Here is a 24,207-nt window from a genome sequence, read left to right as displayed (position 1 = left end):
ACGCCCGCGCCCATGTCCCGCCCCATCACGACCCTGTTCATGCTGTGCTCGGTGGACGGCAAGATCTCCACCGGCGACGTCGACACCCGCGACTTCGACCGCGACCTGCCGGCGCTGCCCGGCGTCGGCGATGGCCTGGCGCAGTACTACGAGCTGGAACGCTGCACCGACCTGTTCGCGCTGAACAGCGGCCGCGTGATGGCCAAGATCGGCGTCAACGAGGCCGGGCCGGCGACCGTGCGGCTGCCGGTCAGCTTCGTCATTGCCGACGACCACCACCTGACGCTGGCCGGCGTCGACCACCTGCTAGGCCGCTGCCGCCGGCTGTTCCTGGCGACCGCCAATGCGCAGCACCCGGTCTTCCAGCGCCGAGGGGCGCACGGGCTGGAGATCCTGCCCTTCGACGGCCGCATCGACTTCGCGCGCCTGCTGCACACGCTGAAGGCGCAGCACGGCGTCGAGCGCCTGACGATCCAGACCGGCGGCACGCTCAACGCGCTGCTGCTGCGCCAGGGCCTGGTCGACCGTGTGTCGCTGGTGCTCGCCCCGGCGCTGGTGGGCGGCGCGACGACGCCGACGCTGGTGGACGGCGCACCGCTGCGCGACGCCGCCGAACTGCGCCAGGTGAAGGCCCTGGTGCTCAACGAGGTGCGCCGGCTGCAGCACTCGTGGCTGCTGCTGGACTACGAGGTGCTCAACGGCGAAGGCGCGGCCGCCGGCTGATGGCGTGCGTCGGCGAGACCGTCCGAGCTTGCGGCTTGGTGCCCGGGACATGCCGGCGTCGCGCGCACGGCGCTCGCGCGGAGGCGGACCTGGGCCAAGGGCGACACCTCAGCGCGGGGCCTCCGTGACCGTCCAGCGGCCACGGCGGAAGCGGCGCACGAAGCCTGGCTCCGCGGCGGCGGCGGACGGCGATGCGGCCGCCGCCTCGCCGTCACGCAGCGTCGGCGCACACGGCGCCGCGCCGCGGGTCTCGCCCGGCGGCTGCGCCGGCGCGCCGCCCTCGGCGGTGCAGCCGTCATCGTCCGCCGCGCGGCTGCCTTCGTCCTGGGGAATCTCGGGGTCTCGGGCCATGTTCGTCGTTCCCGCACGGCGTACCACGAAGGTGGCGCCAAGGCCGGCGTTTGTCGGAGTATGGGCGTGGTCCGTGACGGCGTGGCTGCGGGCGCGGCGAAGCACCTTGCCGCCGTGTTGCGGTTCGCCCGCGCCGGCCGTCCGTCGCCGACCTCGGACTGGCGAGCTCAGGGCGCTTCGTGCGCTCGGCCGACGGGGTGGCGTCGTTCTCGTTCACGACGGCAGGCTGAAGAAGAAGCTCGCACCGTCGCCGGGCCGGCCCTCGGCCCAGACCCGCCCGCCGTGGCGCTCGACAATGCGCCGCACGATCGTCAGGCCGATCCCCGTGCCGTCGAACGCGTTGCCGTGCAGGCGCCGGAAGGGCTGGAACAGCTCGTCCGCGCGCGCTTCGGGGAAGCCGACGCCGTTGTCGCGCACCTCCACCACCACCTGGCCCGGCGTGCGCTCGCCGCTCACGCGCACCCGCACGCCGGGCCGTCCGGCGCTGAACTTCAGCGCGTTGCCCAGCAGGTTGACGAACACCTGGCGGATCAGCCGGCCGTCGGCCTGTGCCTCGGGCAGCGACTCGCGGGAGATGGCCTGTGCCAGCTCGGCGCCGTGGCTCAGCGCGAGGACCTGCAGAGCCTCGTCGAGCACGCCGTCGAGTGCCGTGGGACGCAGCTCGATGTCCTCATGGCTGACGCGGGCCAGCGTGAGCAGGTCGCTCACCAGCTCCACGAGGCGCCCGGTTTCGCTGCGCATCAGGTCCAGCATGCGCTGGGCGCGCTGCGTGTCGCCTTCGGATAGCGCCTGTCCGGCCAGTGCCGACAGCCCGCTCAGGCCGCCCAGCGGACCGCGAAGGTCGTGCGACACCATCCGGTTGAAGGACTCGAGCCCTTCGACCATGTCGCGCAGCTCGACGGTGCGCGCCTCGATGCGTTCCTCGAGCGAAGCGTTCAGCCGCCGCAGCTGGGACTCGGCGCGTTCGCGCCGGTCCAGCTCGGCGTCGAGCTCCACCTGGTAGCGCCCCAGCGCCGCCACCACCAGGCCCAGCCCGACCAGCGCGAACGGCACCGCCGCCCAGAGGTTGAGCGCGGTGGTGTCCATGCCGAGCCCGAGCGCGCTCAGCACCATCACCGGATAGACCAGCATCGAGGCCAGTGCCACCCGGTTGCCGATGCCGGCCACCTGGCGCAGGGCACCGGCGCACAACACCGCCAGGTAGACGAAGAGCGCACTGGCGGCCATCTGGCCGCCGAGATCCTTAAAGCCCAGAGCCCGCAGCAGGCTCGAGGCGGCGACGAAGCCCACGAAGGCCAGTGCGAAGCCCAGTGCCGGCTGGCGGCCGCGGCCGATGAACTGGCGCACGCCTGCCACCAGCGCGGCCAGCGCCGAGACGCCCAGCACCAGGACGACGAAGAAGCCGGCCGTCAGGGGCTGGCGTGCGGCACCCGAGGGCAGCAGGCCGGGCATGTTGACGAGCGCCGACGCGGCGTAACTCAGTGCCAGCCAGCTCAGGCCCCAGTCGGGGCGGAACCGGCGCCCGTACCAGAACACCAGTGCCAGCGTGAAGTGCACGAGGCCGGCGCCAAATGCGTAAGCCTCGGCTGGGGTCAGGCCCGACAACATGGTGGTGGTCTCCGGTCCGGGGCTGCGTCGACGGGCAGGATAGGGACATTTCTCTTCCCCGAGGCGGTCCCGCTTACCGCGGCGGCGGCAAGTCCTCGCCCAGCGCGCGCCGCCACAGCCAGGCCAGGCCCAGGCGGACATCGAGGCTGGCGCTGCGCTGCTCGGGCGTGGCCAGCGGCCGAACGGGGCTGTGCCGTTCGGCCACGGCGAACGTGAACACGTAGGCCGGCTCCTGCCCCATGCGCAGGTCGGTGACGAAGAGCGCGTCGCCTTCGGCGTGCAGCTTGTAGAAGCCTTTGCTGAACGCGGCGACGAGGCGCACGCCGGCGACGTCCTGCAGCTCCGTCGCGAGTTCGGCGCCGCGGTCGAAGCCGTCGAAGTGCATCGCCCGGCCGCGGTCGAGCAGCGAATGGAAGCCTTCGTGGTAACGATCCCCGTCGATCGCGACGACGCGCCAGAGCACCGTGTTGAAGGCCGTCGGCGTGACCAGCACCTGCCCGGCGGCGATGCCCTGCGCCGCCAGCGCGGCGCGCGCCACGCGTTCGACATGGGCCTGCGCTGCCGCGCTCCAGGCGAGATAGGCGCAGCCCAGCAGCAGCCCGGCGGCGTTGGCCTGCAGCCCGCGCGCGCTGCCCCGCGAAGCCAGCGCCCAGCCGGCGCCGGCCAGCAGCGGCAGCGTGAACAGCGGGTCGATAATGAAGATGCTGCCGACGGCGAACGGCCAGTCGCTGAAGGGCAGCGCCAGCCGCGTGCCGTAGACCGTCATCGTGTCCAGCAGCGGGTGCGTGACGAGTGCCAGCCAGATTGCCAGCCACCAGCGCCGCCACAGCGCGGCCTCGCCGTGCAGCCGCGCCACGGCGGCGGCCAGCGGCAGCGACAGCAGCGTCAGCCAGAACAGCGAGTGCGTCGCGCCGCGGTGCAGCACCATGTTGCGGATGGCGTCGCCGTGGTCGACCAGCACGTCCAGGTCGGGCAGCGTGCCGGCCACCGCGCCCCACAGCGCCGCCTTCCATACCGCCGTGCGCCGGCCCATCACCGCCACGCTGACGGCGGCGCCCAGCGCCAGTTGCGAAACGGAGTCCATGCGCCGATTCTGGCGGCGGCCTCCGCCCCCGGGTTAACACGGGTTTGCCGGCCCGGCGGGAACCTGGCTTGCTCCGCCGACGCCCCACCCTCGTTTCGGGAGACGCCCATGCCTTACGTCGACGGTTTCGTCATCGCGGTGCCCACCGCGAACAAGCAGCAGTTCATAGCCCACGCCAGCCGCTTCGACGCCCTGTTCATCGAGCAGGGCGCCACCCGCATCCTCGAGTGCTGGGGCGACGACGTGAAGGCCGGCCAGTGGACCGACTTCCGCCGCGCGGTGCAGGCCACCGAGGACGAGACCGTGGTCTTCGCCTGGGTCGAGTGGCCTGACAAGCCGACTCGCGACGAGGCGATGGCGCGGCTGGACGAGTTGATGAAGACCGACCCGCGTGTCGATCCGGCCGAGAACCCGATGCCCTTCGACGGCAAACGCATGATCTTCGGCGGCTTCGAGCCGGTGGTCGTGCTCGAGCAGGGCGCCTAGCGTGCGCCCGGCCGACGCCGGCCGCCGCCGCTGGCTGGCCGGCGCGGCGGTGCTTGCCGCCTGGCCCGGGCAGGCGCTGGCGGCCACCGTGCCGGCGCGCACCATCCCGTCCAGCGGCGAGGCGCTGCCGGCGGTGGGCCTGGGCAGCTGGATCACCTTCAACGTCGGCGAGGACGCGTCGGCGCGCGAGGCCTGCACCGAGGTCGTGCGCGCCTTCTTCGCCGCCGGCGGGCGCCTGATCGACAGCTCGCCGATGTACGGCTCGTCGCAAGCGACCATCGGCCACGCGCTGGCGCGCCTGGGGCGGCCGCCGGCGCTGTTCTCCGCCGAGAAGGTGTGGATCGGCGACGCCCGGCGCGGCGCGGCGCAGATGGAGGCTTCGCGCGCCTTCTGGGGCGTGCCGCGTTTCGACCTGATGCAGGTGCACAACCTGCTGGCCTGGCAGGAGCACCTGCCGCGCCTGCTGGAGATGAAGGCCGCCGGGCGGCTGCGCTACGTCGGCGTCACCACCTCCGAAGGGCGGCGGCACGGCGAGATCGAGCAGATCCTGCGCAGCCAGCCGGTCGACTTCGTGCAGCTCAGCTACAACCTGCTGGACCGCGAAGCCGAGCGCCGCCTGCTGCCGCTGGCGCAGGAGCGGCGCATCGCCGTCATCGTCAACCGCCCGTTCCGCCAGGGCCGGCTGCTGGACAGCCTGCAGCGCCACCCGCTGCCCGGCTGGGCCGCCGAGATCGGCTGCGACGGCTGGGCCCAGGTGGCGCTGAAGTTCGTGATCTCGCACCCGGCCGTCACCTGCGTGATCCCGGCGACGAGCCAGGTGGCGCACCTGCGCCAGAACATGGGCGCGATGCAGGGCCGCCTGCCCGATGCCGCGCTGCGCGAGCGCATGGCCGCCGAGGTGGCGGCGCTGTGACGGCCGCACGATGAGCGAGTGGTGGACCTACCGGCCGTCCGACTTCCTGATGTTCGCGCCGGCCACCTACTGGCGGCTGTTCGAGCTGCTCAACCGCGCCTGGTGGCCGCTGCAGCCGCTGCTGCTGGCGGCCGGCCTCGCCTGGCTGGTGGGGGCACAACGTGGTGCGCGCCTGGCGCCGCGGGCCGCGGCGGCGGGCCTGGCGGCGGCCTGGGCCTTCGTCGCCTTCGCTTTCCTGCAGCCGCTGTACGCGCCGATCAATTGGCTGGCGTCGGGTTTTGCCGTCGGCTTCGTCGTCCAGGCCGCGCTGCTGGCGCTGCTGGCCACGCGTGCCGACCTGCGGCCGCTGGGCCCGTGCGCGCGCCGCAGCGTCGGGCTGCTGCTGTGCGCCGCGGCGCTGCTGGTGTATCCGCTGCTGGCCGTGGTGTCAGGTCGGCCCTGGCGCCAGGCCGAAATCTTCGGCCTGGCGCCGGACCCGACCGCGATCGGCACGCTGGGCGCGCTGCTGATGGCAGGCGCTGCGGGCCGACTCACGCGCTGGCTGGTGGCCGGCGCGTGCACGCTGGCGCTGGGGTGGTGTGCGCTCGGCGTGACGACCTTGTTGACGATGGGTGCCGGGCAGGGCTGGGTGCTGCTGGGCGCCGCGGGGCTGGCGCTGGCGGGCCTGGCCGCGGGGCGACCCGGGCGATCCGGCCCGCGCCGGCCTAACCCGCCGCCCCCAGCCGCGCCGCCGCGCTGAGCACCGCCAGCACGCCGGCGGTGGCGATGTCGGCGTGGCGCCCGGCGCCGAAACGTGTGCCGGCCACGCCCGGCGTGGCGGCCTCGACCAGCGCCCAGGCCTGGGCGTCGGAGCCGCCGCCGATCGAACGTTCCTCGAAGTGCACGATCTCCAGCGCGATGCCGAAGGCGCTGCGCACCGCCTGCGCCGCCGCGTCCACCGGGCCGGCGCCGCGGCCGACCAGGCGGCGCGCGCTGCCGTCGGCGCCGGTGACGTCCAGCGTGATCTCCACGCCGCCCGGCACCGCCGCCAGCGCATGGCCGTGCCAGTCCAGCGCGCCGCCGGCGGCCGTCGGCGCCAGGTAGGCGGCGTCGAACAGCTGCCACAGCGTGTCGGCGTCGACCTCGGCTTCGGCGGCGTCGGCGTGCGCCTGCACGACGCTGCTGAACTCCACCTGCATCCGGCGCGGCATCGCCAGGCCGTGGTGGCGCTCCATCAGCCAGGCGATGCCGCCTTTGCCCGACTGGCTGTTCACGCGGATCAGGCCGTCGTAGGTGCGGCCCAGGTCCTGCGGGTCCACCGGCAGGTAGGGCACCTGCCACAGGCCGCCCGGCTCCTGCGCCGCCAGGCCCTTGCGGATGGCGTCCTGGTGCGAGCCCGAGAAGGCCGTGAAGACGAGGTCGCCCGCGTACGGGTGGCGCGGGTGCAGCGGCAAGCCGGTGCAGGCCCCGACCTCGCGCGCGACGTGGCCGATGTCCGAGAAGTCCAGCCCCGGCGCCACGCCCAGCGCGTAGAGGTTGAGCGCCAGCGTCACCAGGTCGACATTGCCGCTGCGCTCGCCGTTGCCGAACAGCGTGCCTTCGACACGCTGCGCGCCGGCCAGCAGCGCCAGCTCGGCGCAGGCCACGCCGGTGCCGCGGTCGTTGTGCGGGTGAATCGACAGCACGACGTGCTGGCGGCGCGGCAGGCGCCGGTGCATCCACTCGATCTGGTCGGCGAAGACGTTGGGCGTGGCCACTTCCACCGTGGTCGGCAGGTTCAGGATCACCGGGCGGCCGGGGCCGGCGTCCCAGGCTTCCAGCGCCGCGGTGCAGGCGGCCAGCGAGACCTCGGGCTCGGTCATGCAGAAGGTCTCGGGCGAGTACTGCAGCACCCATTCGGTCTCGGGCGCGGCGTCGGTCAGCGTGCGCAGCAGGCGCACGTGGCGGTCGACGAAGGCCAGCACCTCGTCGACGCCCATGCCGAAGACGACGCGGCGCCACAGCGGCGCGGTGGCGTTGTAGAGGTGCACGATGACGCGGCGCGCGCCGCGCAGCGACTCGACGGTGCGCACGAGCAGGTCTTCGCGCGCCTGGGTCATCACCATCGGCGTGACGTCGGCGGGCAGGCGCTGTTCGTCGATCAGGCGGCGCACGAAGGCGTGGTCGCTGGCCGAGGCGGCCGGGAAGCCGACCTCGATCTCCTTGAAGCCGACGCCGACGAGCAGCTCGAACAGGCGCAGCTTGCGCTCGGCGTTCATCGGCTCGAACAGCGCCTGGTTGCCGTCGCGCAGGTCGGTCGACAGCCAGACGGGCGCCTGGGTGAGCGTCTGCGACGGCCAGCGGCGGTCGGCCATCACGGGGGCGGGATAGGGGCGGTACTTGGTCTCGGGGGTTTGCAGCATCGGGGCCTCGAAGGCATGCGCCGCGTGGCCCATCGGCTGGGCGGCGTGCGGACGCAGGTGTCAAAGACGGAAGGCGAGGGGGAACGTGCTGCGGATGCCGGCGAACGGCACGACGCTCCCCTGCGGTGCCCTGGCAGGCGCCGCTTCGAGGCCGGGATCTGGGGGAGTGTCTAGCGACCCGCGAACGGGGTCGTGTCAGCCGCGCGCACGTGCGGATCCCGGCCCAGCGTCAGGCATAGGCGTAGGGAGTGCGGGAGGCGGGCGGGCATGGGGGGATTATGGGGGAAGCGGCAGGCATCACTCACTTGATGAATACCGGCTTGAATGGCGCAGCGCAGACGCTTGCGGCGAATTGGCGCGGGTAGGATTCACCGCCCCGCAGTAACAAGAGGAAATACCGCCACCATGGCCCGCCCGAAGGCTGACAAGCCCGCCCAGGAAGAACCCCTCGAGAAACAGCTCTGGAAGTCCGCCGACAAGCTGCGCAAGAACATCGACGCGGCCGAATACAAGCACGTGGTGCTGGGCCTGATCTTCCTGAAGTACATCTCCGATGCCTTCGAGGAACTGCATTCCAGGCTGGAGGCCGGTGTCGGCGTGTACGCCGGTGCCGACCCGGAAGACAAGGACGAGTACAGCGCCGAGAACGTCTTCTTCGTGCCGGCCGAGGCCCGTTGGTCCTTTCTGCTGAGCCAGGCCACGCAGCCCACCATCGGCAGCCTCATCGACGCCGCGATGGATGCCATCGAGCGCGAGAACGCGTTGCTCAAGGGTGTGCTGCCCAAGGTCTTCTCGCGCCAGAACCTTGACCCGCTCAGCTTGGGCGGGCTGATGAAGCTTATCGGCAACATCGCCCTGGGCGATGCCAAGGCTCGCAGCGCCGACGTGCTGGGCCATGTGTTCGAGTACTTTCTGGGCGAGTTTGCGCTGGCCGAAGGCAAGCAGGGCGGGCAGTTCTACACCCCGCGCTCCATCGTAGAGCTGCTGGTGGCGATGCTGGAACCTTACAAAGGCCGGGTGTTCGACCCCTGCTGCGGCTCGGGCGGCATGTTCGTGCAGTCGGAGAAGTTCGTGGCTTCGCACCAGGGCCAGGTGAAGGACATCTCCATCTACGGCCAGGAGAGCAACCAGACCACCTGGCGGCTGGCGCGCATGAACCTGGCCATCCGCGGCATCGAATCGTCGCAGGTCAAGTGGAACACCGAGGGCTCGTTCCTGAACGACGCCCACAAAGACCTGAAGGCCGATTTCGTCATCGCCAACCCGCCCTTCAACGTCAGCGACTGGAGCGGTGAACTGCTGCGCAAGGACGGGCGCTGGAAGTACGGCGTGCCGCCGGTGGGCAATGCCAACTTCGCGTGGCTGCAGCACTTCCTGCACCACCTGGCACCCAATGGCCGGGCGGGCGTGGTGCTGGCCAAGGGCTCGCTCACCAGCAAGAGCGGCGGCGAAGGCGAGATCCGCCGCGCGCTGGTGGCCGAGGCCAACCTGATCGACTGCATCGTCAACCTGCCGGCCAAGCTCTTCCTCAACACCCAGATCCCGGCCTGCCTGTGGTTCATGAACCGGGCGCGCGAAAACGGCCATCCGCGCAAGGGCGAGATCCTGTTCATCGACGCACGCAACCTGGGGCATCTGATCAACCGCCGCACGCGTGAGCTGAGCGGCGACGACGTCGAGCACATCGCCGCCACCTACCACGCCTGGCGCACCGGCGAGCCGGGCTACGCCGACGTCAAGGGCTTCTGCGCCTCGGTGTCGTTGACGCGCGTGGCCGAGCTGGACCATGTGCTGACCCCCGGGCGCTATGTCGGCCTGCCCGACGAAGAAGAGGACTTCGACTTCGCCGCGCGCTTCGCGGCGCTGAAGGCCGAGTTCGAGGCGCAGCTGCTGGAAGAAGCGCGGCTGAACGCCGCCATCGCCGAGAACCTGGCCAAGGTGAAGCTGTGAGCCGCAAGCGCGCCAGCGGCGGTACACCCGCCGGCCCGGCAAGCCTGGCCGAGGCCGAGGTCGACGCGCTGTACCAGGACATCCGGCAGCGCGTCGAGCAGGCGCGGGCGCAGGTGCTGACGCAGGTGAACCAGGCGCTGGTGCTCAGCTACTGGCAGGTCGGCAAGACCATCAGGACACGGGTGCTGCAGGGCGAACGCGCGGCCTATGGCGCTGGCGTGCTGAAGGCACTGGCCGGGCGCCTGACGCGCGACTACGGCAGCGGCTTCAGCCATTCGGGGCTGACACGCATGGCCCGGTTCTTCGACTGCCAGCCCGACGAGCAGATCGTTGCGACGCTGTCGCAACAATTGAGCTGGTCGCACTTCGTCGAGCTGATCAAGATCGACGACCCCACGCGCCGCGCCTTCTACACCGAGCTTTGCGCCCAGGCCCGCTGGCCGGTGCGCACGCTGCGCGAACGCATCGACGGCCTGCTGTTCGAGCGCACCGCCATCGCCAAACAGCCCGAGGCCGCGATCTGCCAGGAGCTGGCGCTGCTGCGCAACGCCCAGAGCCAGGGCGCCGGCGCCAACCCTGCGCTGTTTCTGAAGGATCCCTACCTGCTGGACTTCCTGGACCTGAAGGACGGCTTCACCGAGAAGGACCTGGAAGCCGCCATCCTGGCCGAGCTGGAGCGTTTCATTCTCGAGCTGGGCAGCGACTTCGCCTTCATGGGCCGGCAGAAGCGCATCCAGGTGGGCGGGCACGACTACGTCATCGACCTGCTGTTCTTCCACCGCCGGTTGCGGCGGCTGGTGCTGGTCGAGCTGAAGCTGGGCGAGTTCAGGCCCGAGCACAAAGGCCAGGTGGAGCTGTACCTGAAGTGGCTGGCCCGGCACGAGCAGCAGCCCGGCGAGAACGCGCCGATCGCCATCCTGCTGTGCAGCGACAAGGACGACGAGGTGGTCGAGCTGATGGACCTGGAAAAGGACCAGATCCACGTGGCCGAGTACTGGTTGCAACTGCCGCCGAAGGAGGTGCTGCGGGACAGGTTGCACCGGGCGCTGGGGGAGGCGAGGGCGAGGTTGGAGTTGCGGGGGGATGCCCAATGAAGGAATGGAAGACAACCAGTCTCGGCGAACACGCCACCATTCAGACCGGGCCGTTTGGCAGTCAGCTGCACGCAGCAGACTATGTTGATGTCGGAATTCCGACGATTATGCCTACCAATATCGGCGCGCGATTGGAGGTCATTCACAACGGAATAGCAAGAATCACCGAGGCGGATGCCGAGCGCCTGGATCGCTACCGAGTTAGCGAGGGGGATATCGTATACAGCCGAAGAGGTGATGTTGAGCGTTGTGCATATGTCACTCACGCTGAGTCGGGTTGGTTGTGCGGTACGGGTTGTCTGCGCATCCGCTTCTCCTCCTCGGATGTCCACCCGAGATTCTGCGCGTACTATCTCGCCACCGATGAAATCAAGGGCTGGGTAAGTGGGCACGCTGTGGGGTCGACGATGCCCAACTTGAACTCGTCAATCCTGCGGCGATTGCCGATTCAGTTGCCGCCGCTGCTTGAGCAGGTGGCTATTGCCGAAGCGCTTCACGGGTTCGACCAAAAGAGCGACTTTCTGCGTCGTCAGAGCCAAACCCTCGAAGCCATGGCCGAGACGCTGTTCCGGCAGTGGTTCGTCGAGGAAGCGGACGAACAGTGGGAGTCCTGCACGGTTGGCGAGATGCTCTCCATCCGCGGGGGCACGACACCCAGCACCAAAGAGGCGAGCTACTGGGATGGTGATATCGCCTGGACATCCCCCCGAGACTTGGCCGGAGCCAACGGCGTCTACCTGTTCGACACGAGTCGAAAGATCACACCCCTTGGCCTGGCGCAGATCGGCTCAGGCTTGCTACCGCCGGGCACGGTCCTGATGTCCTCGCGGGCGCCCATCGGCTATCTGGCGATCACCGATATTCCGATTGCCATCAATCAAGGCTACATTGCCATGATCTGTGACGATGGCATCCCGAACTACTTCGCGTACCTTTGGTGCAAGCACCACATGGACGACATCAAGGCGGCCGGCAACGGCTCCACCTTCGAGGAGATTTCAAAGTCGAACTTCAAGGCGCTGCCGTTCAAGCTGCCGCCGACGGAAAAGCTCGAAGCCTTTGACGAGATCGCGACACCGATCTTCGGCAAGCTGCGCAGCAACGAGTTGCAGATTCGTCAGCTCGAGTCTCTGCGCGACACGCTGCTGCCCAAGCTGATGAGTGGCGAAGTGCGGGTGAGCTTCTGATGCAAAAACTGCGGGCGGTGATCGAACAGCATGGCCGTTGGGCGCCTTTGACGCTGTACGTGGATCGTGTCGAAGCCGCCCGAGAAGCCGATTTCAGCAATGCCTTGGAGAATGCCAAGGCATTGCTGGAGAGCATCGGGAAGGAAATCTGCCTCGCTCGCGGCACACCGCTCGACGCTGCCTCAACGGTCAACGGCGTGCTGAAGAAGGCCTTTGCCGCCTTGGGCTACAGCGGCGCTCAGTTGGTCACCCAGATATCGGCCTCGCTGGCCAATATCGGCCAGCAGATCGGTGAACTGCGCAACGAGATCAGCCCCACGTCCCACGGCCGGCCGCTCGCCGAACTGGAAGCCCGCAACAGCCAGGTCGACCTGCTGACGCGCGAGTTCCTGCTGGACAGCACGGTGGTGGTGGCTGTGTTCCTCATCCGGGCCTTCGAAGATCGGCAGGCGCAGCGGGCCGCCCCGCCGGCGGCCGTCCTCGCCGAAGACGGCAGCGCCAAACTCGGTTACGAGGACAACGAGGCGTTCAACGACTACTGGGACGAGACCTTCGGCGAGTTCGCTATGGGCGAGTACGCCTACCCGGCCAGCGAGATCCTGTTCGCGCTGGACGGGCAGGCTTATGCGGCCGAGTGTCGGGCCTTCGCCGAGTCCGATGCCGACGACAGCCCTGGGGAAGGCGCATGAGCTACCTCACCGAATCCGCCATCGAAGCCTTCGCGATCAAGCTGCTGGAACGCCAGGGCTGGCGCCATCTGCACGGCGCGGTGCTGGCGCCCGATGGCGACGCGCCCGAGCGCGCCCGCTACAGCGAGGTGCTGCTGGCCGGGCGCTTCGAGCAGGCGGTGCGCCGCATCAACCACCGCCTGCCCGCGGCGGTGGTGGCGACGGCGATCAAGGAGGTGCAGCGCTACACCTCGCCGGACCTGCTGGCGGCCAACGAACACTTCCACCGCTGGATGACCGAAGGCGTGACGGTCGAGCGGCAGCAGGACGGCCAGACGCGCGGCGAACGTGTCGGGCTGATCGACTTCGTCCGCCCCGAAGCCAACGACTTCCTGGTGGTGAACCAGTTCACCGTGGCGCAGGACGAGCAGCCGCACGCGGAGCGCAAGCGCCTGGACCTGGTGCTGTTCGTCAACGGCCTGCCGCTGGTGGTGGTGGAGCTGAAGAACGCCGGCAGCGAGAACGCCACGCTGAAGACGGCGTACCAGCAGGTCGAGACCTACAAGCAGACACTGCCGGCGCTGTTCCACTCCAACGCCTGGGTGGTGATCTCCGACGGCCTGGAAGCACGGGCGGGTTCGCTGTCGGCCGGGCTGTCGCGCTTCATGGCCTGGAAGAGCGCCGACGGTCGCGCCGAGGCCTCGCATCTGGTGAGCCAGTTGGAGACGCTGATCCAGGGCATGCTGCCGCCGGCCACGATGCTGGACCTGCTGCGGCACTTCATCGTCTTCGAGCGGGCACGCAGGCAAGACCCTCAGACCGGGCAGATGACGGTCAGCAGCGTCAAGAAGCTGGCGGCCTACCACCAGTACTACGCGGTGAACGCGGCCGTGGCCTCCACGCTGCGGGCTGCCGACCTCAGCGCGCCGCAGGTCGTGCGCGAGACGCCGGCCTCCTACGGCGTGCCCGGTGTACAGGATCAGCCCCGGGGCGACCGCAAGGCCGGCGTGGTGTGGCACACGCAAGGCTCGGGCAAGTCGCTGTCGATGGTGTTCTATACCGGCAAGATCGTGCTGGCGATGGACAACCCGACGGTGCTGGTGCTGACCGACCGCAACGACCTGGACGACCAGCTCTTCGACACCTTCGCCGCGTCGCGCCAGTTGTTGCGGCAGGAGCCGGTGCAGGCGCAGGACCGCGAGCACCTGAAGCGCCTGCTGAAGGTGGCGGCCGGCGGCGTGGTGTTTTCGACGGTGCAGAAGTTCCAGCCCGCCAGCGGCAACGTGCACGACGAGCTTTCGCCGCGCCGCAACATCGTCGTCATCGCCGACGAGGCGCACCGCACGCAGTACGGCTTCGAGGCCCGCACGGTGGACGTGAAGGACGCCGCCGGTCAGGTCATCGGCAAGAAGCTGGTCTACGGCTTCGCCAAGTACCTGCGCGACGCGCTGCCCAACGCCACCTACCTGGGCTTCACCGGCACGCCGATCGAGAAGGCCGACGTCAACACGCCGGCGGTGTTCGGCCACTACGTCGACGTCTACGACATCGCGCAGGCGGTGGATGACGGTGCCACGGTGCGCATCTACTACGAAAGCCGGCTGGCCAAGGTGGGCCTGAGCGACGAGGGCCGGCAACTCGTCGCCGAGCTGGACGAAGCGCTGGAGGCCGACGAGCTGAGCGAGACGCAGGAGGCCAAGGCGCGCCGCACCCGGATGGAAGCGCTGATCGGCAGCGAGGCGCGCGTGCAGAACATCGCGCGCGACATCGTGGCCCACTTCGAGGCGCGGCAGGAGGTGTTCGCCGGCAAGGCCATGGTGGTGAGCATGTCGCGCCGCATCGCGGTCGAGCTCTACGAGCAGATCAGCAGGCTGCGGCCGGCGTGGCACGACCCCGACCTGCGGCGCGGGGTGATGAAGGTGGTCATGACGGCCTCGTCCGCAGACGGCCCGAAGCTGGCGTTGCACCACACCACCAAGGAGCAGCGCAAGCTGCTGGCCGAGCGCATGAAGGACGACGCCGACCCCTTGAAGCTGGTGATCGTGCGCGACATGTGGCTCACCGGCTTCGATGCTCCGGCCATGCACACGCTTTACATCGACAAGCCGATGAAGGGCCACAACCTGATGCAGGCGATCGCGCGCGTGAATCGTGTGCACCAGGACAAGCCGGGCGGTCTGGTGGTGGACTACCTGGGCATCGCGGCCGACCTGAAGCAGGCGCTGTCGTTCTACTCCGACGCCGGCGGCAAGGGCGACCCGGCGCTCGCCCAAGAGCAGGCGGTGCGGCTGCTGCTGGAGAAGATTGAGGTGGTCTCGGCCCTGTACCACGGCTTTGCCTACGAAGGGTTCTTCGCGGCCGACGTCGGCGAGAAGCTGTCGCTGATCCTGCGGGCCGAAGAACACATCCTGGGCCTGGAGGACGGTCGCAAGCGCTATATCCACGAGGTGGCCGCGATGTCGCAGGCCTTCGCGATCGCGGTGCCGCACGACGAGGCCATGGCCGTCAAGGACCAGGTGGGCTTTTTCCAGGCGGTCAAGGCGCGGCTGGTCAAGTTCGACGCCCCGTCGAACGGCCGTAGCAGCGAAGAACTGGAGACGACGATCCGCCAGGTGATCGACCGGGCGCTGGTGTCCGAACAGGTGGTCGACGTGTTCGACGCCGCCGGCATCAAGAAGCCGGACATCTCTATCCTCTCCGACGACTTCCTGGCCGAACTCAAGGGTTACGAGCACAAGAACGTGGCGCTGGAGGTGCTGAAGAAGCTGCTCGGCGACGAGCTGAAGGCGCGCGCCAGGCGCAACCTGGTGCAGAGCCGCTCGCTGACGGACCTGCTGGACGCCGCCATCCGCAAGTACCAGAACAAGATCCTGACGGCTGCCGAGGTGATGGACGAGCTGATCAAGCTCAGCAAGGACATCGTCGCGGCCGACGAGGAGGCCCGGCAACTGGGCCTGAGCCCCTTCGAGTACGCCTTCTATACCGCGGTGGCTCACAACGATAGCGCGCGCGAGCTGATGCAGAAGGACCAGTTGCGCGAGCTGGCGGTGGTGCTGACGCAGCGCGTGCGCGAGAACGCCAGCATCGACTGGACGATCAAAGAGAACGTGCGCGCCAAGCTGAAAGTTATGGTCAAGCGCACGCTGCGTCAGTACGGCTACCCGCCGGACATGCAGCTTCTGGCGACCGAGACTGTGCTGAAGCAGGCCGAAATGCTGGCCGACGAGCTGACGCGTTGAAGCCCTGCGCGCTTGCAAGCCGTGGCAAGCTCGCTCAGGAGCCGGGGAGTACGGCACCCTGTGGCGGGACCGCTTTCGTCTGGTTGTGTTCGCGCCTTCACCCGTCGGCGCTCTCCAGATACCCCCACACCATCCCCACCACCTCCTCCCCCATCGCCCGCACCCTCGCCTGAGACCTCCCCGTCTCCGATACCCGCTTCCCCACCGCACTCAGCGTCGTCGTGATCAGCTCCGCTGCCAGCGCGCGCCGCGCTTCGGGCGCCTGCGGCATCACCTCGTCGACAAACGCACGCAGCGCACGTTCCCCGGCCGCACGCGTGTCCAGCGCCTCCGGCGCATCCCGGTACAGCGGCGCCGCATCGTCCAGCGCCCCGCGGATCGCCGCTTCTTCGCATTCGGACTTCAGGAAGGCGTGCACCAGCCGCCGCAGGCGCTCGCGCGGCGGGCGGCGGCGGTCGTCCAGCAGGCGCGCCAGCATCTCGCTGGTGGCGCGCCACTCGTCGCTCTGCAGCCGGAACAGGATCGCCGCCTTGTTCGGGAAGTACTGGTAGATCGAGCCGACGCTGACGCCGGCGCGTTCGGCCACGCGGGTCGTCGTGAACCGGCGTGCGCCTTCCTTGGCCAGAACCTGAACCGCGGCCTCCAGGATGGCGGCCACCAGGTCGTTGCTGCGGGCTTGTTTCGGCTTGCGCCGCGAGGTGATCGCGGGCTGGCGCGGTTCGGTCATCGTCGGCTCCCGGAACGCGAATGGCGAATGTGAAGGGTGCTTCATATTATTCATGGCACTCCCCCTCGTGAAGGACTGCCATGAACACCCTCGACACCGCGCCGCTGGCGCCCCTGCTGAACCGCCTCTTCGCCGAAGCCGACGCCGCCATGCCGGCGCTGCACGCGCTGCTGGCCGAGCTCTCGCCCGACGAACAGGCCGCCGCAGTGCGCAGCCGCAGCGGCTACCGCGAGCTCTACGCCCGCCTGAAGGACCAGCCGCTGCCCGTCTCGCGCGAGACCGGCCGCCTGCTCTACCTGCTGGCGCGTGCCACCGGCGCGCGCACGGTGGTCGAGTTCGGAACCTCGTTCGGCCTGTCGACGCTGCACCTGGCCGCGGCGCTGCGCGACAACGGCGGCGGCCGGCTGATCGGCACCGAGTTCGAGCCCGGCAAGGTGGCGCGCGCCCGCCAGAACCTGGCCGCCGCCGGCCTGGCCGAAGGCGTCGAGATCCGCGAAGGCGACGCGCTGCAGACGCTGGCTGAAGGCCTGCCGCCGGTGGTCGACCTGCTGCTGCTCGACGGCGCCAAGGCGCTGTACCCCGACGTCCTGGCGCTGGTGCTGCCGCGGCTGCGGCCGGGCGCGCTGGTCGTCGCCGACAACGCCGACGACAGCCCCGACTACCTCGCCCAGGTGCGTGCGCCGGGCGCGGGCTGGGTCTCGCTGCCGTTCGGGGCCGACGTCGAGCTGTCGATGCGGCTGGGCTGAGCCGGCGGCTGCCAGGCAGCGCGCCCCGGCGTTACAGCGCGACGGCGTCGGCCAGCACGCTCTCGCGCAGCGCCGGATGCAGACTGGCCTCGGTGACGACGTCCACCCGGCGGCCCAGCAGTTCCTGGGCGTCCAGCAGCAGGCCACCGAGCGCCAGCGCGCTGACGCCGGGGCGCAGGCTGACGAGCAGATCGACGTCGCTATCGTCGTTGGCGTCGCCCCGGCTCATCGAGCCGAACACGCGCACCCCCGTCACCCCGCGCCGCCGGGCGAGCGCCAGCAGTTGTTCCCGGTGGGATTCGATCAGCGGGTGCATGGCGGCAGTTTATCCCGCGGTCCGCGCCGCGGCAGACAGCCGAACGCCACCTCCACCAACGCCCCGCAGGCCAGCGCCTCGTCCAGCCGGCGGCGCGCGCGGTCGCGGTGGGCGCGGTAGCGCGCCGCGTCGGGCGGCACGTCGCCCAGCGCGCTGGCGGGGTGGAAGACCAGCGCACGCTCCCATTCCTTCAGCACCGGCAGCAGGTGCGCGCGCAGCAGCGCCAGGCCGTCGGCGTCGGCCGGCGGCAGCACGCCGATCGAGCTGCCGGCGCGCAGCAGCCCGTGATAGAAGGGCCGCTCCAGCGCCAGCGCGATGTGCGTCTGCATCGCACGCACCTGGGCCTCGGCCTGGCGGCTGTCCATGCCGGCGTGGCGCCAGCCGGTCACGCGGCCGTCGCCGTCGCGCTCGATGCTCAGGCCGTAGCGCGCCGGGTCGCGCACCGCCGGGGCGGCCTCGTCGCGCACCTGGAAGGGCTGGGCCGAATAGAAGTCGGGCGCGCTGCGCGCGACGAAGTCCAGCGTCGTCGCGATCGTCGCCTCGGTCTCGCCCGGGAAGCCGACCAGCAGCTGCACCGACAGGATCATGCCGGCGCGCTGCACGTTGGCCAGGCCCTGCGCCAGCCCCAGGCTGGACGGCGGGCGCTGCATGCTCCGCAGCACGGCCTCGTCGGCCGACTCCACACCCACCGCGACGTAGCGGCAGCCGGCGCGGAACATGTCCTCCAGCAGCTCGGGGTCGAGCTCGTTGGGGTAGCCCCAGCAGCCCCAGAGCAACGGCGAGCCGCGCTCGATCAGCAGCCGCGTGAAGCGGCGCATGCGCGGCCGCGGCGTCAGCATGCTCGAGTCGTGGCAGGCGACGAAGCGCACGCCCTGCGCGGCGTAGAAGGCGAACTCGTCGGCCATGTGCTCGGCGCTCTTGTGGCGCGAGCTGGGCGACTGGTTCGGGTAGCTGCAGAAGGCGCACTTGTAGGGGCAGCCGCGGCGCGACTCGTAGAAGGTCGCCAGCGGCCAGCCGCCGCCGTCGCTGACGAGGTCGGGCCGCGGCAGCGGGATCTCGTCCAGCACCGCGGCATGCGTCAGGCCGCTGGCCATCACGCGGCCGCCCTGGCGCCAGCGCAGGTTGGGCACGGTGTCGACGGCGGCGCCGGCGTGCAGCCGCGCCAGCAGCGCCGGCAGGGCCTGCTCGCCGTCGCCCACCACCTGGTAGTCGGCGCCCGAGGCCTCGAACCACGACGGGTTCAGCGTCGCGCCGGCGCCGCCCAGCAGCACCGGCACGCCGGGCAGGTGGCGGCGCACACGCGCCACCAGCGCGGCCACCGACGGGGCGTCGAACAGGTGCGTGGTACTGAGGCCGACGGCGGTGGGCGCGCCGGGCGTGCGTACCAGCGGCGCGTCGGCCTCCAGCTCGCGCTCGCCGACGAGGTCGAAGGCGATGCCGGCCTGCGCCAGGATGCCGGCCAGCGCCGCGGTGGTCAGGAAGCCGGCGCCGGCGCCTTCATCGAACAGCTTGTCGGCGGAGAACGCCGCGCCGCGGCCGCCGGCGTAGTGCAGCGCCAGCAGCTCGGCGGGCTCGGCGCCGAGAAAGGGCGCCAGCTCCAGCGCGGGGTCGCCGACCAGCGGGTTGGGCGCGTCCTGCGTCGCGGTGCGGATGTGCTTGAAGCGGTCGTTGTAGACCAGCAGGAAGCGGGCCTCCCTGCGTGTCGTCGGATGGCTCAACGGCGTTCCCTCCGGCCTGCGGCGGCGGCGGCGCGGGCGGGGGCGGCGCTCGCCGGCGGCAGGTGGACTAGCGTCGCCCGGGCGCGCCCGGCTGCGGAACCCCGCAAATGCCGGGTGCGGCCGCCTGCGGGGCGGCGCAATCGTGTCCGTCGGTGAGAACTCGCCCCGGCGGGGCTGGGCAGGCGTCGGCGGGGCCGCTCAGACGACGCGCAGCACGACCATCGTCTGGTTCAGCAGCTGGTAGGCGATCTCGCCGAAGGTCGCCGGGCCCTCGACGCCGCCGATGGCCTTGCCTTCGAGCTCGCCGAACAGGAAGTTCAGCACGCAGTTGCAGGCCAGCACGGCGCCGGCTTGCTCCTGCTCGGCCAGCCTGGCGCGGAAGGCGGCGGCGTAGTCGTCGATGGGGCGCGCGACGCGGTAGTCCACGCCCGGGAACACCGGCGCGTAGAGCTGCACGCGGCCGCCCGCCGCCGGCACGCTCTGCAGCGAGGCGTTGATGCGCGCGCCGGCGAAGTCGCCCACCAGCGGCAGGCGGCCGTGCTCCAGCCCGCGCGAGCGCAGGTAGGCGGCGAAGTCGACGGTCTCGCCGTTGACGCGGCAGCTGCCGACCTCGAAGCTCGTCTCGTCGAAGCGCAGCACGTCGCCGTCGTCGGGCTCGAAGAGGTTGACGATGTCGAGGCAGGCCAGCTTGTCGGCCGGCAGCGTGATGTAGGCGACGACGGCGCGGTCTTCGTGGCGCGTGGCGCTGCGGCCGTCGTAGACGGTGGGTTTGACCTGGCCGATGTCCTCGACGCGGCAGCCGGCGATCCAGCCGACGGTCGGTTTGACGAAGGCGTCCTCGTAACCCGCGGCTTCGGCGGCGAAACGCTGGTGGGCAGCGCTGCCTCCGGGGATGATGGTCAGCGACACGCCGTTGTCCGGCGCGTTGCCGGCGATGCCGGCGAGCTCGTCGGCACCGTAGCAGGCGAAGCTCACCTGGCCCAACGGCGTCAGGTCGGTCACGAAGACCTGCTGCTCGTGGGCGACGGTACCGCCGGCGGCGACCATGAAGTACGGGATCGAGCCGCCGATCCAGTCCCCGGGCGGCAGGGCGCGCAGCGCGGCGTCGTGGCCGGCGATGCTCAGCGCGGCACCGGAACGGATCAGGTCGGCGGCGACCTGCAGCGAGACGAGTTGGTTCATCGGTGGCCTCAGACGGTGGTGAGCTGCTGGACTTCGTTCGGAAGAATGCGCTCCCACTTCGTGAAGAACGCGTGCATGTCGGCGATCTTGTTGCCCAGCGGGTCGCCGCTGCGCTCGATGCGCTTGCACAGCAGCTGGGTGCCCAGGTGCTGGGTCTTGATGCGTGCAATGGCGCCGTCGGCAAGCCGCTTCCAGCAGGGATGGTTCAGGTCGGGAATGGCCATGCGTGTCTCCATGAGGCGCACCGGCGCGCCTGTTGCCTCGAGCCCCGGGAGCCGGCCGGGGAAGCTGCGATTTGACACGCAGAAAACGGCAAAGTCGATCAGGCCAAACCTGAAGGCGGCAAAAATGATGCTGCGGCGTGATCGAAGTGGGATTCCGACCGTGTCGGCCGGTGCCTGCCGGGCCGCTCAGCTGATGCCGTATTCCTGCAGCTTGTAGAGCAGGGCGCGCCGGCTGATGCCCAGGCCGGCGGCGGTGCGTGCGCGGTTGCCCTGGTGGCGTGCCAGCGCACGCCGGATGGCCTCGGCCTCGAACTCGCCGACCTGCACGCGCAGCGGGCGGTCGCCTTCGTCGCGCGCTGCGGGTTCGCCGCGCTCCAGGCCGCAGCCGTCCTCGGGCCGGCATTGCAGGCTCTCGGGCAGGTCCTCGGGCAGGATCTGGCTGGAGGTCGTCATGACGACGGCACGCTCCACCGCGTTGGCCAGCTCGCGCACGTTGCCCGGCCAGTGGTAGGCGGCCAGGCACTTCAGCGCCGCCGGGTCGAAGCCGCGCAGCTCGACGCCGTTCTCGGCGCAGAAGCGGTCCAGGAAGTGATGCGCCAGCAGGATCACGTCTTCCGGCCGCTCGCGCAGCGGGATGGTGCGCAGCGAAACGACGTTCAGGCGGAAGAACAGGTCCTGGCGGAACGTGCCTTCGCGCACCATGGCCTCCAGGTCGCGGTTGGTCGCCGCGACGATGCGCACGTCGACCTTCACCGGCTTGCTGCCGCCCACGCGCTCGAACTCGCGCTCCTGCAGCACACGCAGCAGCTTGACCTGCAGCGCCGGCGTGATCTCGCCGATCTCGTCGAGGAACAGCGTGCCGTGTTCGGCCATCTCGAAGCGCCCGCGGCGCTGCGTGGTGGCACCGGTGAAGGCGCCTTTCTCGTTGCCGAAGAACTCGGTCTCCAGCAGCGTCTCCGGGATCGCGGCGCAGTTCACCTTGACGAAGGGCCCGGCGGCGCGCGGCGACCAGTAGTGGATGGCCGCGGCCACCAGCTCCTTGCCGGTGCCGCTCTCGCCGTGCACCAGCACCGTGGCGTGGCTGCGCGCCACCTTGGCCACCGTCTGCTTGAGCCGGATCATCTGCGGGCAGTCGGTGAGGATGGCCTCGGAGCCGATGCGCTCGGACAGCTCGCGGCGCAGCGAGGCGTTCTCCTCGCGCATCGAGCGGATGTCCAGCGCGCGCTTGACCAGCACCCGGATCTCGTCGAGGTCGAAGGGCTTGATGACGTAGTCGAAGGCGCCGTCCTTGATCGCGCGCACCGCGGTGCCGACCTCGGCGAAGGCGGTCATCAGGATCACCGAGGCCTTGCGGTCGGTGGCCATGATGGCCGACAGCGCCTCCAGCCCGCTCATGCGCGGCATGCGGATGTCCATCAGCACGACGTCGGGGCGCTCGCGGCGGTAGGCCTCGACGGCCTCGGCGCCGTCGCTGGCGGTGACGACGCGCAGGCCTTCCTTGCCGAGCACCGCCGACAGCATGCGGCGGATGGCCTCGTCGTCGTCGCAGACGATGGCGGTGGGGACGTTGGGGGTCATCGGGGTTCCTCGTTCGGGGCGGCGGGCCGCAGGCGCACCGGCAGCCGCATCTCGACGGTGGTGCCGGCGCCGGGGCGGCTGTCGATGCCGATCGTGCCGCCGTGGGCGTCGACGATGCGGTGCACCATCGCCAGCCCCAGGCCGGTGCCCGAGGCCTTGGTGGAGAAGAAGGGGTCGAAGACCTTGTCCAGGTTCTCCGGCGCGATGCCGACGCCGTCGTCGCGCACGCGCAGCGCCAGCTCGCCGGCGCCGGCGGCGGCCAGCTCGATCTCGACGTGGCCGCCGCCGGGCAGCGCCTGGATGGCGTTGATGACCAGGTTGAGGATCGCCTGCTTGAGCGCCTCGCGGTCGCCTTCGATGGCCGGCAGGCCGGGCTCGATCTGCACGCCGACCTGGGCGTCCGAGCGCCCGCGCGCGAGGAAGGCGGTCTCCTTGACCAGTGCGCCCAGGTCGATGGAGTCGACCTGCGGCGGCCGCGGCCGGCCGAAGGCGAGCAGCTCGCCGACGATGTGGTTCAGGCTGTCGACCTCGCGGATGATCAGCGGGCCGTAGTGGCGCCACTCCTCGATCGACTCGCACTCCTGCAGGTACTGCAGGAAGCCGCGGATCGAGGTCAGCGGGTTGCGGATCTCGTGCGCGATGCCGGCGGTCAGTTCGCCCAGCGCCGCGAGGCGGTCGGCGCGCATCACCTGCACCATCAGCCGGTCGCGTTCGCTGACGTCCTTTAACACGACGACGGCGCCGATCGGCCGGCCGTCGCCGTCGCGCAGCACGGTCGACGAGGCGTCGACCTTGAAGGTGTGCTCGCCGCGCTGCAGCTCCACCGAGATGCCCAGCTGCGGCCGGCCGCTGTCCAGCGTCTCCAGCAGCGCGCTGTGGCGGGCGTCGGTGTTGAACAGCTTGCTGTACGGGCGGCCCAGCACCTGGCGCGCGCTGACGCCGTACAGGCGTTCGGCGGCCGGGTTGATCGCCGTGACGACGCCGCGCCGGTCGACGGCGACGATGCCGTCGGCGACGCTGGACAGGATGTTCTCGGTCAGCGAGCGCGCGTCCAGCAGCGCCTTGGCCATGCCGTTGATCGCGTCGACGACCTCGCCGAGCTCGTCGCGCAGCGGCGGGATGCGCCGGCGCAGGTCGGTCTTCATCGCCGCCAGGCCGCGCACGACGACGTCGACCTCGCTGGACAGGCGCTTGGACGTCACCCACACGAGCACGAAGGCGACGGCGAAGCCGCACAGGCTGGTGGCGAAGACCGCCAGGTCGATCAGCCGCTGCTGCAGCCCGATGGCCTCGGTGGTCTCGTTGGCCCAGACGTAGCCGATGACCCCCCCGTCGCGTGCGATCGGATGCATTGCGTTGAGGATCGAGCCGCGCACCAGGCTGCCCTGGGTGATCTGCGGCCGGTTCTCGGCCATCACCTGGCGCCCCGGGTGGTCTGCCGGGATCGAGCGGCCCACCGTGTAGGCGTAGTCGCGGCTGGGGCCGTAGGTGACGATGGCGTCGAGCCGGCGCACGTAGTAGCCGACGCCGACGCCGGGGTCCGACGCGGCGATGCGGTCGGTCAGCGGCGTCAGCCGCTCGGCCAGCCGGGCGATCGCCGCTTCGCGGTTGTTCCAGCCGCCGGGCAGGCCGTCGAGGTAGGCGTCGAAGCCGGGGCCGAGCTCGGAGTCGAGGATGCGCGTGATCGCGAAGAGCTTCTTCTCCTTCTCCAGCAGCACCGCCTCGCGCTCCTGGTAGACGAGCACGACGGCCACGGCGCTGATCGGCAGCGCCACGATGAGCAGCGAAGTCGCGATCAGGCGCTGGCGCAGCGTGCGCAGCGGCCGCAGCAGCGCGGGCAGCCGGCGGCGGCGTCTGGGGCCCCGGGCAGGGCCGGGCTGGGGGTCGGGGGAGCTCATGCGCAGGCCTTTACTTCTGGCCGGCGACATTGTCGCCGGGCTTTCCCGGCGCCTCGCCAATAGACCGGCAAAACCGGTGTGCAGTTCTTTGCGCAGGTGCGCATCGGATTTCACGGGGATAACTCGCTTGAATA

21 protein-coding genes are annotated in these 24,207 nt (G+C 70.4%); 10 read left to right on the top strand and 11 right to left on the bottom strand.

Annotated elements, in window-relative coordinates; all coding sequences use genetic code 11:
* The first annotated feature begins 12 nt into the window (after positions 1–12).
* On the top strand, positions 13–723 hold the full coding sequence (locus EV684_RS16270; protein ID WP_242478683.1) for a dihydrofolate reductase family protein: 711 nt from the start codon (positions 13–15) through the stop codon (positions 721–723).
* 108 nt (positions 724–831) lie between these two features.
* On the opposite strand, the gene EV684_RS16265 is transcribed toward EV684_RS16270, so the two are convergent.
* The 3 genes from EV684_RS16265 to EV684_RS16255 form a co-directional block, all read right to left on the bottom strand.
* Positions 832–1,074 carry a hypothetical protein gene (locus EV684_RS16265; RefSeq protein ID WP_132648334.1) on the bottom strand — a complete coding sequence of 81 codons (243 nt, stop codon included), beginning with the start codon at positions 1,072–1,074 and terminating at the stop codon, positions 832–834.
* Positions 1,075–1,287: 213 nt separating this feature from the next.
* On the bottom strand, positions 1,288–2,682 hold the full coding sequence (locus EV684_RS16260) for a sensor histidine kinase (RefSeq protein WP_132648333.1): 1,395 nt from the start codon (positions 2,680–2,682) through the stop codon (positions 1,288–1,290).
* 73 nt (positions 2,683–2,755) lie between these two features.
* Positions 2,756–3,766, bottom strand: coding sequence for a metal-dependent hydrolase (locus EV684_RS16255; RefSeq protein ID WP_132648332.1), 1,011 nt, complete (start codon positions 3,764–3,766; stop codon positions 2,756–2,758).
* Between the two features lie 108 nt (positions 3,767–3,874).
* Between EV684_RS16255 and EV684_RS16250 the strand changes: the two genes are divergently transcribed.
* The 3 genes from EV684_RS16250 to EV684_RS16240 are packed head-to-tail and all read left to right on the top strand — an operon-like array spanning position 3,875 to position 5,904.
* Complete coding sequence (locus EV684_RS16250; protein WP_132648331.1) at positions 3,875–4,252, top strand: DUF1428 domain-containing protein; 378 nt, start codon at positions 3,875–3,877, stop codon at positions 4,250–4,252.
* Between the two features lies 1 nt (position 4,253).
* On the top strand, positions 4,254–5,165 hold the full coding sequence (locus EV684_RS16245; RefSeq protein ID WP_132648330.1) for an aldo/keto reductase: 912 nt from the start codon (positions 4,254–4,256) through the stop codon (positions 5,163–5,165).
* A gap of 10 nt (positions 5,166–5,175) precedes the next feature.
* Positions 5,176–5,904 carry a DUF6064 family protein gene (locus EV684_RS16240; RefSeq protein WP_207896859.1) on the top strand — a complete coding sequence of 243 codons (729 nt, stop codon included), beginning with the start codon at positions 5,176–5,178 and terminating at the stop codon, positions 5,902–5,904.
* Here EV684_RS16240 and EV684_RS16235 read toward each other — a convergent pair.
* Positions 5,870–7,546 (bottom strand): 2-isopropylmalate synthase, encoded by a 1,677-nt coding sequence (locus EV684_RS16235; protein ID WP_132648329.1) that lies wholly within the window; start codon positions 7,544–7,546, stop codon positions 5,870–5,872. The genes EV684_RS16240 and EV684_RS16235 overlap by 35 nt on opposite strands.
* A 405-nt stretch (positions 7,547–7,951) precedes the next feature.
* Between EV684_RS16235 and EV684_RS16230 the strand changes: the two genes are divergently transcribed.
* From EV684_RS16230 to EV684_RS16210, 5 genes are read left to right on the top strand one after another with little or no spacing between them, the layout of a single operon-like run.
* A complete protein-coding gene (locus tag EV684_RS16230; RefSeq protein ID WP_132648328.1) occupies positions 7,952–9,496 on the top strand; it encodes a type I restriction-modification system subunit M in 1,545 nt (514 codons plus the stop codon).
* On the top strand, positions 9,493–10,590 hold the full coding sequence (locus EV684_RS16225; protein ID WP_132648327.1) for a PDDEXK nuclease domain-containing protein: 1,098 nt from the start codon (positions 9,493–9,495) through the stop codon (positions 10,588–10,590). The genes EV684_RS16230 and EV684_RS16225 overlap by 4 nt, the downstream gene beginning before the upstream one ends.
* The gene (locus tag EV684_RS16220; protein ID WP_132648326.1) at positions 10,587–11,777 is read left to right on the top strand and encodes a restriction endonuclease subunit S; all 1,191 of its coding nucleotides are present in this window, start codon (positions 10,587–10,589) and stop codon (positions 11,775–11,777) included. The genes EV684_RS16225 and EV684_RS16220 overlap by 4 nt, the downstream gene beginning before the upstream one ends.
* Positions 11,777–12,466 (top strand): abortive infection family protein, encoded by a 690-nt coding sequence (locus EV684_RS16215; protein WP_132648325.1) that lies wholly within the window; start codon positions 11,777–11,779, stop codon positions 12,464–12,466. Before EV684_RS16220 ends, EV684_RS16215 begins: the two co-directional genes overlap by 1 nt.
* Entirely contained in the window at positions 12,463–15,684 is a 3,222-nt protein-coding gene (locus EV684_RS16210) for a type I restriction endonuclease subunit R (RefSeq protein ID WP_132648324.1), read from the top strand. The genes EV684_RS16215 and EV684_RS16210 overlap by 4 nt, the downstream gene beginning before the upstream one ends.
* Positions 15,685–15,781: 97 nt before the next feature.
* Here EV684_RS16210 and EV684_RS16205 read toward each other — a convergent pair whose 3' ends face one another.
* Entirely contained in the window at positions 15,782–16,411 is a 630-nt protein-coding gene (locus tag EV684_RS16205) for a TetR family transcriptional regulator (RefSeq protein WP_132648323.1), read from the bottom strand.
* Positions 16,412–16,491: 80 nt separating this feature from the next.
* Here EV684_RS16205 and EV684_RS16200 point away from each other — a divergent pair, with 80 nt between their 5' ends.
* A complete protein-coding gene (locus EV684_RS16200) occupies positions 16,492–17,157 on the top strand; it encodes an O-methyltransferase (RefSeq protein ID WP_132648322.1) in 666 nt (221 codons plus the stop codon).
* Between the two features lie 31 nt (positions 17,158–17,188).
* On the opposite strand, the gene EV684_RS16195 is transcribed toward EV684_RS16200, so the two are convergent.
* The 6 genes from EV684_RS16195 to atoS all read right to left on the bottom strand — a co-directional run bounded on the left by EV684_RS16195 (position 17,189) and on the right by atoS (position 24,073).
* On the bottom strand, positions 17,189–17,473 hold the full coding sequence (locus EV684_RS16195) for a nucleotidyltransferase family protein (protein WP_132648321.1): 285 nt from the start codon (positions 17,471–17,473) through the stop codon (positions 17,189–17,191).
* Positions 17,461–19,191, bottom strand: coding sequence for a B12-binding domain-containing radical SAM protein (locus tag EV684_RS16190; protein WP_132648320.1), 1,731 nt, complete (start codon positions 19,189–19,191; stop codon positions 17,461–17,463). Before EV684_RS16190 ends, EV684_RS16195 begins: the two co-directional genes overlap by 13 nt.
* 198 nt (positions 19,192–19,389) lie before the next feature.
* Positions 19,390–20,373 carry a DUF6976 family protein gene (locus EV684_RS16185; protein WP_132648319.1) on the bottom strand — a complete coding sequence of 328 codons (984 nt, stop codon included), beginning with the start codon at positions 20,371–20,373 and terminating at the stop codon, positions 19,390–19,392.
* Positions 20,374–20,381: 8 nt separating this feature from the next.
* A complete protein-coding gene (locus EV684_RS16180; RefSeq protein WP_132648318.1) occupies positions 20,382–20,597 on the bottom strand; it encodes a hypothetical protein in 216 nt (71 codons plus the stop codon).
* 186 nt (positions 20,598–20,783) lie between these two features.
* The gene (gene atoC, locus EV684_RS16175; RefSeq protein ID WP_132648317.1) at positions 20,784–22,175 is read right to left on the bottom strand and encodes an acetoacetate metabolism transcriptional regulator AtoC; all 1,392 of its coding nucleotides are present in this window, start codon (positions 22,173–22,175) and stop codon (positions 20,784–20,786) included.
* Positions 22,172–24,073, bottom strand: coding sequence for a two-component system sensor histidine kinase AtoS (gene atoS / locus EV684_RS16170; RefSeq protein WP_132648316.1), 1,902 nt, complete (start codon positions 24,071–24,073; stop codon positions 22,172–22,174). The genes atoC and atoS overlap by 4 nt, the downstream gene beginning before the upstream one ends.
* Between the last annotated feature and the right edge of the window lie 134 nt (positions 24,074–24,207).

This window comes from Rubrivivax gelatinosus (assembly GCF_004340905.1).
GTDB lineage: Bacteria > Pseudomonadota > Gammaproteobacteria > Burkholderiales > Burkholderiaceae_C > Rubrivivax > Rubrivivax gelatinosus.
Note: the sequence above shows the minus strand (reverse complement) of the source record. Positions and strands in the feature narration are given on the sequence as shown.